Below are 12,620 nucleotides of genomic sequence, written 5' to 3'. Positions count from 1 at the left end.
CCCATATGTCCAGCAGGGACGTCGACGAGGTCGGCACGGACGAGGCCGCGGAGGCGGCGACGCCGGAGCGTCCGGCGGCGCGGCCCGCCAAGCGCAAGCGGCGGGTGCGGGTCATCGAGGTCATCGACGACGAGGACCTCGACGAGGTGCTCGAGGCCCTCGACGCCGAGGAGGCGGAGACGTCCGCGGACGACCCCGGCGACGCGGCGCCCGCCGCGCCTCCGAAGCCCGAGGCGTCCCCGGCGAAGCCGAAGCCGCGTCCCGCCCGCCTGGAGCCCCCGGAGGGCGAGGCCGACGAGGACGAGGCCGGCGAGAAGGCGAGCGGCGGCGAGCCCGCGAAGCCGCGGGTGAAGCCGTCCCCCCGCGAGCCCGCCGCCGTGCCCGAACCGACGTACCTCGGCATGAGCCGGACGGCGCTGATCGCGGTCGTCGTCCTCACGGCGCTGCTCGCGAGCCTCGCCGTCTGGCAGTGGCGCACCGCGAGCGGCGCGACGTCCGAGGCGGACGAGCGCGCGGCCGTCGCCGAGGTCGCGTCGGCCTACGGCGACGTGGCGCTGAACTACAACGCGTCCAACTACCAGGCGCAGATGGACAAGGCGCAGAAGCTCATGGGCGGCGACCTGCTGGAGAGCTTCAAGCAGTCGACGCTCCCGAACCTCGGCAACACCTTCAAGGAGAACCCGAAGCTGGCGCTGTCGTCCAAGACGAACCAGACGTTCGTCGGCAGCGTGAACGGCCGGTTCGCGACCGCGGTGGTGATGGTCGACATCGACGTCACGACGAGCGAGGGCTCGACGTCCGCGCCCGGCACGCTGCTGCGGCTGTCCCTCGGCAAGATCGACGACGAGTGGAAGGTGACCAAGCAGTACGCCTCGGGCACCGACGACTCGACCGCCGGCCAGCTCCCGGCGGGCACCCCCACCGGCGGGACGTCCGGCGGCGGGGAGCCGAAGCAGCCGAAGCCCGACACGAGCGAGAAGCCCGGGAACTAGAGCCCCCGACCGCGACCGCGCCCCGCCCGGCGGAAGCCGGGCGGGGCGCGGCGCGTTCTGCTGAGAATGCGGACGAAGGCGGGCATGATGGCGGCGATGACGGAACAGCCGACGAGCGCGCCCGACGGGGTGATCGCCGAGTTCGGGACGCTGCTGAGCACGGTCACGCTGCTGGAGCGCATCGCGGGCCGGGAGCTGGAGCGCCGCTGCGGCATCCGGCACGCGGCGTTCGAGGTGCTGCTGCGGCTGTCGGCCGCCGGCCCCGACCGGTCCGCGTCGATGGGCGAACTGGCCGGGGAGCTGATCCTCACCAGCGGCGGGATGACCCGGCTGATCGACCGGATGGAGGAGTCGGGCCTGGTCGCGCGGCACGCCGCCCCCGGGGACCGGCGCGGCCGGCTCGTCGAGCTGACCGACGCCGGCCGCGCGAAGCTGGACGAGGCGATGCGGGTGCACGCGGAGACGCTGCGCCGCCACTTCGCGGGCCCGCTGACCGACGAGGGGCGCCGCCGCCTGGTGGAGTCGCTGCGCACGCTCCGCGCGCACGCCCGCGAGGAGCTCGACCTGCGCTGACGCTCAGCGCGAGTAGTGCTCGACCACGAGCTGCTCGTCGCAGAGCACCGGGATCTCCGGGCGCTCCGGCAGCCGGGTGAGCCGCGCGGCGAGCGCCTCGTGCCGGACGTCCAGGTACGGCGGGACGTGCTCGGTGTGCCCGCCCGCGGCGGCGACGCGGAACGCGTCCATCGCGCGGCTCCGCTCGGCGATCGTGATGACGTCGCCGGGCTCCAGCCGGTAGGACGGACGGTCGACGCGGCGCCCGTTCACCAGCACGTGCCGGTGCACGACGAACTGGCGGGCCTGGTAGATCGTCCGCGCGAGGCCCGCCCGCAGGACGAGCGCGTCCAGCCGGCGTTCGAGGTCGACCAGCAGCGCCTCGCCGGTCTTGCCGCCGGACTTGGCGGCCTTCTCGAACGCGTTCCGGAGCTGCGCCTCGCGGATGTTGTACTGCGCGCGCAGCCGCTGCTTCTCGCGCAGCCGCACCTTGTAGTCGGACTCCGTCTTCCGCGCCCGCCCGTGCATGCCGGGCGGGTACGGGCGCGCCTCGAAGTACTTCACGGACTTGGGCGTCAGCGGAATGCCGAGCGCCCGCGAAAGCCGCACCTTCGGCCGGGGGTTGTTCATGCAGGCTCCAAGTGGTTAGGTAGTCCTAAGTTAGGTAAGCCTAACCAACATAGCAAGGAGGCATGGTGCGACGAGCGGAGACCGAGCAGCAGGACGGCGGCGGCCCGCGCGGCGCCGGCGCCGGGAGCCCGGAGGCCCGTTCCGGGCCCACGCCGGCGGAACGGGCGCGGACCCTCGCCTACGGCATGGCGGACGGCGTGCTGGTCGCGGCCGGCGTCCCCTACGCGCCGGTCCCGGCGCACACCACCGACCTCGACGGGCGGCCGCTGCTGCTCCTGCCCGCGTCGTCCCCGATCGTCGCCGCGCTCGCCGGCGAGCCCGACCTGCCCGCGACGCTGCGGATCTGCGACGTCGCGCCCGTCCCGCTGCCCGACCGGGTGCGGGGTCGCGCCCGGCTGCACGGGTGGCTCACCGAGGTCCCGGCGGCCGAACTGCGCGACGCCGCGCTGCGGCTGTCGCGCCCGCACCCGCGCCCCGAGCTGCTCGACCTGGCCGCGCCCGTCCCGCCGCCGCGGGGCGCGGGCGGCGGCGAGGCGGACGAGGGCAGCCAGTGGACGATCCTCGCCCTCGAGGTCGCGCAGGTCGAGATCGACGACGCGTGGGGCAGCGCCGTCCTCGAACCCGAGGAGTACGCGGCCGCCGCGCCGGACCCGTTCGTCGCCGTCGAGGCCGGGATGCTCACCCACCTCGACGCCGCGCACCGCGGCGAGCTGACCGGCCTGCTGCCCGCGTCCGTCCTGGCCGACCTCGGGGACGGGACGTGCGACGCCGTGCGGCCGCTGGGCATCGACCGGCACGGGCTGTGGCTGCGCTGCCGCATGCCGTGCGCGGACGGGGCGGTGACCTGCGACCTCCGGCTGCCGTTCCCCGAACCGGTGCGGGACGTCCACGGTCTGCGCCGCGCCTACCGCACCCTGTTCGCCCGCGCGAACCCGTAGGCGCGCCGCGACCCGTACATCGAGGATCCGCGCGAATGGCCGTGGTCTCCCGGATGCGGTGGACGCCCGCGCCGGGTCATGCTCGTTGCACCGGTCGCGGCCCCGAGGGCCCGGCCGGGGCGGATCCGATCGCCTGCCCGCCCTCGCGGGGTGGGTGGGCGGGCGACGGTCGTCCGCACCGATCGGGCGCGCCCGAGACCGGGCCCCTCCTGCGGGCCACTCGCCCCGATTGGCTCTACCCGGCCGCCGGCGCGGCTCGCACGCTGGACCCATGACCGCACGCGACCCGCAGACCCGCGCCGTCCACCCGCCCGTCCCGATCCCCGCGGGCAGCCGGCCCCTGGGCGTGCCGATCTACCAGGGGCACCTGTTCGGCTTCGACTCGGCCGACGCGCTCGCCGCCGCGTTCGGGGGGCCGGACGAGGCGTTCTTCTACTCGCGGATGGGCAACCCGACCGTCCGGGCGCTGGAGGAGGCCCTCGCCGACCTGGAGGGCGGGGCCCGCGCGCTGGCGACCGCGTCGGGGATGGGCGCGATCAACGCCGTGCTGACGGGGCTGCTGCGGTCCGGCGACCACGTCGTCGCGCAGGCGTCCCTGTACGGCGGGACGCACGCGCTGCTGACCGACCTCGCCGACCGGTGGGGCGTCGAGGTCACCCGGGTCGGCGGCGATGACCCGGCGGAGGTGCGGGACGCGCTGCGCCCCCGCACGCGGCTGCTGTACCTGGAGACGATCTCCAATCCCACGACGCACGTCACGGACGTCCCCGCCCTGGCGGCGGCGCTCGCGGGCACGGACGTGCTGACCGTCGTCGACAACACCTTCTCGCCGGTGCTGTTCGCGCCGCTCGCGCACGGCGCCGACGTGGCGGTGCACTCGACGACGAAGTACATCGGGGGGCACGGCGACATCCTCGGCGGCGCCGCCGTGTTCGCCGACGCGGACGTGCACCGCCGGGTGTGGGAGCACTCCGTCGAGCTCGGCTCGACCGCCGACCCGTTCGCGGCCTGGCTCGCCGTCCGCGGGCTCGCCACCCTGCCGATGCGCATCGCCCGGCAGAGCGCGACGGCCCTGGACCTGGCGGGCCGGCTCGCCGCGCACCCGTCCGTCACGCGCGTCCACTACCCGGGCGTCCCTGACCATCCGCAGCACGGGTTGGCGGCGCGGCTCCTGCCGGACGGGCACGGCGGCGTGCTGTCGTTCGAACTGGCGGGCGGACGGGACGCGGGCCGCGCCTTCGCCGAGGCGGTGCGGCTCATCGCGCTCGGCCCGTCGCTCGGGGACGTCGCGTCGCTCGTCATGCACCCGGCGAGCACCTCGCACCGGCAGCTCGACGCCGCCGCCCTCGCCGCCGCGGGCATCGGCGAGGGCACCGTCCGGCTGTCGGTCGGGCTGGAGGCGCCGGACGACCTGTGGGAGGACATCGAGCGGGCGCTCGCCAAAGCGCACTGAGCGGGCGCTACCGGTTTTGTCGGCAGTGCTCCGCCCTTCAGGGCGGGGGTGAAGCCGCCCCTCCCGCGGAGTGGGACAGGAAAAGCCGGATCGCCCCCGGGGCGATCCGGCGTCACCCGGCATGGGACCGGGCCGGTTCCGGTGTCCCGCTTCCGCGCGCATCCGGAGAGTAATACTGTGGTCACGTGCAGCTCAGGTACTCCTTCAGGATCTACCCGACCCGGGGGCAGCAGAACGCCCTCGCGCGGGCGTTCGGCTGCGCCAGAGTGGTCTATAACGACGCCTTGCGGGCGCGGGAGGAGGCCCGCGAGGCGGGGCTGCCGTACGTCACGGCGGCCGAGTTGTCGGCGGCCATGACGGCGGCGAAGAGGACGCCCGAGCGTGCCTGGCTGGGCGAGGTGTCGGCGGTGGTGCTGCAGCAGTCGCTGCGGGACCTGGAGGCGGCCTACCGGGCGTTCTTCGACGGGCTGGCCGGTAGACGCCCGAAGGTGGGGGCGCCGAGGTTCAAGTCCCGCAAGGATTCTCGCCGGTCGATCCGGTTCACCGCCAACGCCCGCTGGCAGATCACGCCGGGTGGCAAGCTCGCGCTGCCGAAGGTCGGCGAGGTAAAGGTGCGGTGGTCGAGGCGGCTGCCGTCGGTGCCGCCGACGGTGACGGTGGTCAAGGACACGGCGGGCCGGTACTTCTGCTCGTTCGTGGTCGAGACCACCGGCGGTGGGACCGGTGAGCCCGGCCCCGGCGAGGGCCTCGGTGCGGGCTGCGATGTGGGGATCGATCTGGGGCTGGAGCATTTCGCCGTGACCTCCGACGGTCGCAAGATCGCCTCCCCCAGGTTCTTGCGCCGCGCCGAGAAGAAGCTGCGTAGGGCGCAGCGGGCGCTGTCACGCAAGCAGAAAGGATCGGCCAACCGGGACAAGGCCCGTCTCAAAGTCGCCCGCGCTCACGCGGGGGTCGCTGATGCGCGCCGCGAGTTCCATCACCAGCTGTCCACGGCTCTGGTCCGCGAAAGCCAAGCGGTCTATGTCGAGGATCTGTGTGTGAAGGGGCTGGCGCGCACCCGCCTTGCCGCATCGGTGCATGATGCGGGCTGGTCGCAGTTCACCAAGATGCTGGAGTACAAGGCGCGCCGGTACGGGCGGACGTTCGCGCGGGTCGACCGGGCGTTCCCGTCCTCGCAGCTGTGCTCGGGCTGCGGGTACCGGGACGGCCCCAAACCCCTGCACGTCCGCCACTGGACATGCGGGCACTGCGGGGCCGGGCATGATCGGGACGTCAATGCCGCCCGCAACATTCTTCACGAGGGGCGCCGCATCACCTCCGGGTGATGCTTTGCCGGTCGCCGCCGGACGGAAACCCCCAGGGCGTCCCCCCGGGGGAGGCGGAGACCTTAAACGCCTGTGGAGGGCAGGTAAGACCCCCGGCCCCGGCCGAGGGCACAGCCCGGTGAAGCAGGAAGCCACGGAAGTGACCGCACCGGCAACGAAGCGGCACAGGCCGAATGCCCGGCATTCAAGCCGGGGAGCGCGTCAAAGGTAGAAGCCCGTGTCGGTCTCGGGGTCCTCGTCCTGGTCGAGGGTGCGGCGCTCGCCCTTGCGCAGCGCCGCGACCTCGGCGAGGGTCGCGCCTTCGGGGCCGACCTGGGCGGCGAGGGAGCCGTCCGGGTCGCCCGCGCCGTCGGGCCCGGCGAGCCACTCGGCGGACTCGTCCCGGGTGAGCCGCCCGACCTCGATCTGCGCGAGGCAGCGGCCCGGACGGACGACCGCGGGGTGCAGCCGCGCGAGGTCCTCGTTGGTCGTGATCGCGACGAGCACGTTGCGGCCCTGGCCGAGCATCCCGTCGGTGAGGTTGAGGAGCCGGGACAGGCCCTGGCCGGCGGACTGCTTGGCCTCGCCGCGGATCAGCTCGTCGCAGTCCTCGAGGATGAGCAGCCGCCAGCGGCCCTCGTCGTCGTCCTCGCCGACGGTGACCTTCATCAGGTAGCTCGGGGTGCCGAACAGCGACTCGGGGTCGAGGACGCAGTCGGCGTCGCACCAGTCGTTCCAGGCGCGGGCGAGGGCGCGCAGCGCGGTCGTCTTGCCGGTGCCGGGCGGGCCGTGCAGCAGCAGGAGCCGGCCGGACACGTCGTCGGCGCCGAGCTTCATCACCGCGTCGAGGTCGTCGGCGACCCGCGCGGTGTAGTTCGCGCGGATGTCGTCCCACGGGTCGGCGGAGATGGCCCGCTCCTGGCGGACCGGGCCGTGCGGCGCCTGGTGCCAGAACCCCATCTCGACGCTGGTCTCGTCGGTCTTCGGCGGGTCGGTGGCGTCCTGCACCGACGCCGCGAGGACCGACTCGGCCAGGTCGTCGCTCACCGCGGAGACGGCGACGTAGGCGATGCCGCTGCTCCACTTGTTGCTGAGCAGCGTCCACCCGTCGCCTTCGGCGAGGACCGACTCCTTGCCCTTCTCGTGCGCGACCCGCACCAGCCGGGCGCCGTCCGGGCGCAGCGGGGCCTCCGGGCGGACGTGCGTCAGCCGCGTCGACCGCGACCAGGGCTGCTCCCCGGACGCGAACGGCCGCAGCGACAGCACGTCCATCACGTCGGCGGGGGAGTTGCCGTCGTTGAGGTTGAAGACCACGGGCAGCGCCGCGTCCGGGCCGGGTGCGGTGGCGCTCTCCCCGGGCTCCCTCGGCGTGATCAGGTGGACGACCTCCTGCGACGGCTCGTGCGGCGTGGTCATGGTTTCGATGATCAGGCCCCGCGGCGGACGGCGTCCACCGAATTAGCCGAACCGGACGGGTTCGTCACGGCGGGTGCGGCTCGTCCGCCTCGCGGGGGTTCGGGGGCCGGGGGCGCGCTCCGGGGCGCTCCGGGGCGGGCCGTCAGGAGGAGCCGCCGCGGAGTTCGCGGGCGGCTTTGCGGTCCTCGGCCTCCTTGAGGTCGAGCTTCTCGGCCTCCTCGGGCGTCGGCGCGGTCCCGCCGAGGTGGGCGGGCTGCCACCAGCGCTCGTTCTCCTTGGGGACGTCGGGGTACTCGCGCTGCGCCCGGTCCAGCAGTTCCGACATGCGGCGGTGCAGTTCGGCGGTGACCGCCTCGTAGTCGTCGCCGCGCTTGGGGTACATCGGCTCGCCGATGAGGATGGTGACCGGCACGTTGCGCTGGAACAGGCGGCGCTTGCGGCCCTTCGTCCAGAGCCGCTGCGGGCCCCAGAGCGCGATGGGGATCAGCGGTGTCTTGGACGCCACCGCCATCCGCACCGCGCCGGACTTGATCTCCTTCACGGTGAACGAGCGGGAGATCGTCGCCTCGGCGAACACCCCGACGATCTCGCCGCCCTTGAGCGCTTTGAGCGCGGCCGCGTACGAGGAGGCGCCGGCCTCCCGGTCCACCGGGATGTGGTGCATGCCGCGCATCAGCGGCCCGGCGATCCGGTTGTCGAAGATCTCCTTCTTCGCCATGAAGCGCGCGAGCCGCCCGGCGGGGTGGACGGCGAGCCCGGCGAAGATGAAGTCCAGGTAGCTGATGTGGTTGCTGACCAGCACCGCGCCCCCGGTGCGGGGAATCTGCTCGGTCCCCTCCAGACGGAACTTGAGGTTGAGCGCCTTGAAGACTCCCTTAGCCGTCTTGATCACCGGCGGGTACACGTGTTCGGCCATGTCAGCACCGTACTTGAGCTCATGGTGATCAGCGACCGAGAGCGGAGAACCGCGATGCATCGCACAACCGGGGTCGTCTCTGAGAAGGTTGTGGTGTGACGTGATCCCGTAACCGTGGAGGGGGATGAGCAATGGAACCGTTGGACGCGGCGGCGGACGTGCACGCGCTCATCCGCGATGTGCTGCCGGACCTCGCGCCGACCGCGTGGTTCGACCCGGGCACCTCGGAGGTCGTGCTGCCGGTGGGCCGGTCGGAGGCGCGGGCGTCGAGCTGGACGGTGCTGGAGCGCTGCGCCCGCGAGCCCCGTGCGGCATGGCCGAAGGTGGTGGACGAGTGGGTGCGCGAGGTCGGCGACCGCGCGTTCCTCGCGGTCGGGGAGATGGAGCTGTTCGGGGACGTCCGCGAGCTGCTGCGGCTGCGGATCGTGCCGAAGCTCGCGCCGCGCGAGCGCGAGGGGCTCGTCGTCGTCCCGGCCGGCGACCACTTCGACGCGATGGTGATGATCGAGCACCCGCGCTACGGGGGGCCGCTGACGAAGGCGCGGGCCGGGCTGCTCGGCCTGCACAAGCTCGGTTACGTGATGACGAACACCCATGACCGCGAGCTCGCCGACGTCGAGGTCCGGGTGCAGCCGCTGCTGCCGGGACGGGACGTCCGCGTCGTCTCGAAGCCGGGCAGCCGGTACGTGTCGGCGCTGCTCAGCGAGGTCGACCAGTTCCTGCCGTGGCCGAACGAGCACGGCGCGCTGGTCGGGGTCCCGTGCCACAGCACGCTGCTGCTGTACCCGATCACGTCGGCGGCGGTGCTGGAGGTGCTGCCGGTGTTCGCGGACGTCGTCCGCGAGATGCACGGCGACGCCGACGACCCGTGCGCGCCGGGCGTGTACTGGAGCCACGGCGAGCGCCGCCTCACCCCGCTGGACCCGGACGCGACGCCGTCCGGGTCGGACGAGTTCGCCGCGCTGCTGCGCCGCCTCCCCGACGAGAGCTGAGCGGGCCTACGGCAGCTTCCAGTCGACGGGCGGCGCGCCCTGCTTCTGGAGGATCTCGTTGGCGCGGCTGAACGGGCGCGAGCCGAAGAAGCCGCTGTCGGCCGAGCGGGGGCTCGGGTGCGGCGACTCGATGCAGGGCACGCCGCCGAGCATCGGCTTGAGGTTGCGGGCGTCGCGTCCCCACAGGATCGCGACGAGCGGGCGGCCGCGCCCGGCGAGCGCGCGGATGGCCTGCTCGGTGACCTCTTCCCAGCCCTTGCCGCGGTGCGAGCCGATGTTGCCGGGCATCACGGTGAGCGCCCTGTTGAGCAGCAGGACGCCCTGCTCGGCCCACGGCGTGAGGTCGCCGGTGGACGGCTCGGGGTGGCCGAGGTCGTCGCAGTACTCGCGGAAGATGTTGATCAGGCTCGCGGGCAGCGGCCGGACGTGCGGCGCGACGGAGAAGCTGAGCCCGACCGCGTGCCCCGGGGTGGGGTAGGGGTCCTGCCCGACGATGAGGACGCGGACGTCGTCGAAGGGCTGGGTGAACGCGCGCAGGACCATGTTCCCGGCGGGGAGGTACCGCCGCCCGGCCGCGACTTCCGCGCGCAGCCAGTCCCCGGCGGCGGCGATCGTCCCGGCGACGGGCCGCAGCGCGTCCGCCCAGCCGGCTTCGACGATCTCTGAGAGGGGGCGTGCCGTCATGGCGCCACACCCTAGCGAGATGATCGGACACGCCGCGGCTTGATGGGGCCGGTGAGATTTCCTGACCGGGGTCGCGCGGAAAATAATCAAAACTTCGTGAAAACCTGCTCAAAATACGCCGAGGTGAGGGGGGAATGCCCCGTTAAGACCTTATTTCTTCTCGCTCACAATGTTGACCCGCCGCCCGGCCACGACATAACTCTCAAGAGGTAGGCAGGCGCACGACGAGCGGACGGGACGAGAGCATGGGCCAGCTGACCACCGTGGACGCGACCTTCCTCCACGCCGAGACCGGCACCACGCACGCGCACATAGCCGGGGTCGGCGTCGTCGACCCGGCCGGCTGCCCCGGCGGGCGGCTCACCGCCCCGCTGGTGGCGTCGCTGATCCGCGAGCGCGCGCACCTGGCCGCGCCGCTGCGGCAGCGGCTCGTCCAGGTCCCCTTCTCCCTCGACCACCCCTACTGGGAGGACGACCCCGACTTCACGCCCGAACGGCACATCTCGGAGATCGGGCTGCCCGCGCCCGGCACCCGGCGGCAGCTCGCCGAGGTCGTCGCGATGCTCCACGAGCGGCCCCTCGACCGCGCCCGCCCGCTCTGGGAGATCGTGCTCGTCCAGGGGCTCGAAGGCGGCCTCACCGCCGTCTACGCCAAGGTGCACCACGCCGCGACCGACGGCGTCATGGCCGCCGAGACGCTCGCCGCGCTGCTCGACCTCACCCCCGAGCCCCGCGAGGTGCACCCCGACCCCGACCGGATCCCCGAGCGCGCCCCCGCGCTCGGCGACATGCTCCGCACCGGCCTGCTCAAGGCCGCGCTGCACCCGGTGAAGGCCGCGCTGTCGATGGCCCGCGCCGTCCCGCACGCCGACGAGATCCCGGGCGTCGCCGCCATCCCCGGCGTGGGCCTCGCGTCCGCGTTCGTCCAGGGGGCGCTGCGCCGCGAGGGCCTGCCGCGCGTCCCGCGGTCCAGCGCGCCGCCCACCCCGTTCAACCGGCCGATCGGCCCGCGCCGCGCCGTCGCCTGCGGCGAGCTGCCGCTCGACGAGGTCAAGCGGATCGGCCGGGGGCTCGGCGGCAGCGTCAACGACGTCGTCATGGCGCTGTGCGCGACCGCGCTGCGGCAGTGGCTCGACAAGCGCGGCGAGCTGCCCGACCGCCCGCTCGTCGCCGGCGTCCCGGTGTCGCTGCGCGGCGGCCGGTCCACCACCGACGCGTGCAACCAGGTGTCGATCATGACGGTGCCGCTCGCCACCCACATCCCCGACCCCGCCGGCCGGTTCACCGCCGTCCGCCGCGACATGGACCTCGTCAAGCGCCGCTTCGCCGTGACGTCCGGAAGCTGGGTGCGGGAGCTGAGCGGGCTCGTCCCCGCGCCCGTCGCCGGGCCGCTGACGCGGCTCGTCCTGCAGGCCGGCGCGGCCGTCTCGCTCCGCCCGATCAACCTGGTGATCTCGAACGTGCCGGGCCCGCAGTTCCCGCTCTACCTGTGCGGCGCGCGCGTCCTCGGCTACTACCCGATCTCGGTGGTGACGGACGTCAGCGGCGGCCTCAACATCACCGTGTTCTCCTACGACGGGACGGTCGACATCGGCATCGTCGCCTGCCGCGACCTCGTCCCCGACCCGGCCGAGATCATCGACCACCTCGACGACGCCCTCGGCGAGCTCAAGGCCCTCGTGGCGGACTGACCGGTCGCGGACTGACCGGTGACGGACTGACCGGAGACGGGGTGACCCGGAGCGCCTCCCGGTGCCGCCACGCGAGTTCCAGCGCGGCGGCGCCGGCGGGCTGCATCGGCGCCGGGACGGTCCCGTCGAACGGCGCGCGCGCCACCTCGCCCTCGGCGTTGACCTCGACCGCGTCCCCGAACAGCTCGGCGAACGCGTCGTCGTCGAACACCACGGCGGTCAGCACGTCCAGCGCGAGCGTCAGCGGGTCGACGCCGATGCCGAGCAGGTGGGCGCGCGCCCGCCCGGCCGTCCGGGCGGCGGTCAGCGCGCGGTGGAAGGGCCACGCGTCCTGGTCGAACGCGGCGCCGTAGTCCTCGTCCCGGCCGAGCACCTCCTCGGCGTACTCGCGGACCATGCAGCGCCACAGGTCGAGGTCGCGGCGCTCGTCCGCCGCGCGGAGCGGCTGGAACACCCCGACCGGCATCACCTGGAGCAGGCCGCCCGCGTGCGCCACCTTCGCCGGGTCGCGCCGGTGCAGCAGGTACGTCCCGGACGCCGTCAGCGTCACGGTCGTGATCGCCGGGAGCGCGGTGCGGCGGGCGAGGTCGCACGGGTCGCCGATCCGGTCCCGCAGGCCGCGCCGTCCGGCGGCCAGCTCGTGCGCGACCGCCTCGCCGACGTTCACCCCGTCGAAGTACCGCGCGGGCGAGAGCCGCAGCACCGGCCGGTCCGCCGGCGGCTCGACGGCGACGAGCCGGTAGGCCGGGCGGTCCTCGAACACCGCCGGCGGCGCGAGCGCCCCGAGGGCCTCCGCGTACGTCCGGTACCCGGGTGGCAGGCCGTCCGGCGGGGCGGCGACGGCGGGCGGCGGGGGCGCCGGGTCCCAGGCGAGCCGGACGTCGCCGAGCGGGACCGGCGCGTCCGGAACCCAGCCGTCCGCGCACCGCAGCGGCGTGCCCGCGACGCGCGGGACGTCCGGGTACAGGCCGTCCGCGACCTCCCCGAGCCGTGCCCGCGCGCCGTCGAGCGCCGCCCGTTCGTCCCGCCACCGCGCCTCGCCGTCCATGCCC

Annotated in this window: 12 protein-coding genes; 7 read left to right on the top strand and 5 right to left on the bottom strand. The window is 74.1% G+C overall.

Features of this window, described 5'->3' with window-relative positions:
* Positions 1 to 5: 5 nt before the first annotated feature.
* Positions 6 to 992 carry a hypothetical protein gene (locus H505_RS0104700; RefSeq protein WP_026401044.1) on the top strand — a complete coding sequence of 329 codons (987 nt, stop codon included), beginning with the start codon at positions 6 to 8 and terminating at the stop codon, positions 990 to 992.
* Between the two features lie 96 nt (positions 993 to 1,088).
* Positions 1,089 to 1,565, top strand: coding sequence for a MarR family winged helix-turn-helix transcriptional regulator (locus H505_RS0104695; protein ID WP_051300265.1), 477 nt, complete (start codon positions 1,089 to 1,091; stop codon positions 1,563 to 1,565).
* Between the two features lie 3 nt (positions 1,566 to 1,568).
* Here H505_RS0104695 and rpsD read toward each other — a convergent pair whose 3' ends face one another.
* A complete protein-coding gene (gene rpsD, locus H505_RS0104690) occupies positions 1,569 to 2,174 on the bottom strand; it encodes a 30S ribosomal protein S4 (protein WP_026401042.1) in 606 nt (201 codons plus the stop codon).
* Positions 2,175 to 2,236: 62 nt separating this feature from the next.
* Here rpsD and H505_RS39840 point away from each other — a divergent pair, with 62 nt between their 5' ends.
* From H505_RS39840 to H505_RS39835, 3 genes are all read left to right on the top strand, one after another.
* A complete protein-coding gene (locus H505_RS39840; protein ID WP_051300227.1) occupies positions 2,237 to 3,112 on the top strand; it encodes a DUF2470 domain-containing protein in 876 nt (291 codons plus the stop codon).
* 271 nt (positions 3,113 to 3,383) lie between these two features.
* Entirely contained in the window at positions 3,384 to 4,565 is a 1,182-nt protein-coding gene (locus H505_RS0104680; RefSeq protein ID WP_026401041.1) for a trans-sulfuration enzyme family protein, read from the top strand.
* A gap of 185 nt (positions 4,566 to 4,750) precedes the next feature.
* The gene (locus H505_RS39835) at positions 4,751 to 5,890 is read left to right on the top strand and encodes an RNA-guided endonuclease InsQ/TnpB family protein (protein WP_034516557.1); all 1,140 of its coding nucleotides are present in this window, start codon (positions 4,751 to 4,753) and stop codon (positions 5,888 to 5,890) included.
* Between the two features lie 201 nt (positions 5,891 to 6,091).
* Here the strand turns inward: H505_RS39835 and H505_RS0104670 are convergent, their stop codons facing one another.
* Complete coding sequence (locus tag H505_RS0104670) at positions 6,092 to 7,285, bottom strand: DUF5925 domain-containing protein (protein ID WP_026401040.1); 1,194 nt, start codon at positions 7,283 to 7,285, stop codon at positions 6,092 to 6,094.
* 142 nt (positions 7,286 to 7,427) lie between these two features.
* Positions 7,428 to 8,201: a lysophospholipid acyltransferase family protein gene (locus tag H505_RS39830; protein ID WP_034516554.1), complete on the bottom strand. Its 774-nt coding sequence runs from the start codon at positions 8,199 to 8,201 to the stop codon at positions 7,428 to 7,430.
* 131 nt (positions 8,202 to 8,332) lie between these two features.
* Between H505_RS39830 and H505_RS0104660 the strand changes: the two genes are divergently transcribed.
* On the top strand, positions 8,333 to 9,193 hold the full coding sequence (locus tag H505_RS0104660; RefSeq protein ID WP_026401039.1) for a hypothetical protein: 861 nt from the start codon (positions 8,333 to 8,335) through the stop codon (positions 9,191 to 9,193).
* Positions 9,194 to 9,199: 6 nt separating this feature from the next.
* On the opposite strand, the gene H505_RS0104655 is transcribed toward H505_RS0104660, so the two are convergent.
* Positions 9,200 to 9,877, bottom strand: coding sequence for a uracil-DNA glycosylase (locus H505_RS0104655; RefSeq protein WP_026401038.1), 678 nt, complete (start codon positions 9,875 to 9,877; stop codon positions 9,200 to 9,202).
* A gap of 245 nt (positions 9,878 to 10,122) precedes the next feature.
* Here H505_RS0104655 and H505_RS0104650 point away from each other — a divergent pair, with 245 nt between their 5' ends.
* A complete protein-coding gene (locus H505_RS0104650; protein WP_026401037.1) occupies positions 10,123 to 11,568 on the top strand; it encodes a WS/DGAT/MGAT family O-acyltransferase in 1,446 nt (481 codons plus the stop codon).
* On the opposite strand, the gene H505_RS39825 is transcribed toward H505_RS0104650, so the two are convergent.
* The gene (locus tag H505_RS39825) at positions 11,546 to 12,616 is read right to left on the bottom strand and encodes a hypothetical protein (protein WP_051300226.1); all 1,071 of its coding nucleotides are present in this window, start codon (positions 12,614 to 12,616) and stop codon (positions 11,546 to 11,548) included. The genes H505_RS0104650 and H505_RS39825 overlap by 23 nt on opposite strands.
* Positions 12,617 to 12,620: the final 4 nt, after the last annotated feature.

Origin of the sequence: Actinomadura rifamycini DSM 43936 (assembly GCF_000425065.1) — a bacterium.
GTDB lineage: Bacteria > Actinomycetota > Actinomycetes > Streptosporangiales > Streptosporangiaceae > Spirillospora > Spirillospora rifamycini.
The sequence above is the reverse complement of the archived record's forward strand: the minus strand, read 5'-3'. Positions and strand labels throughout refer to the sequence as shown.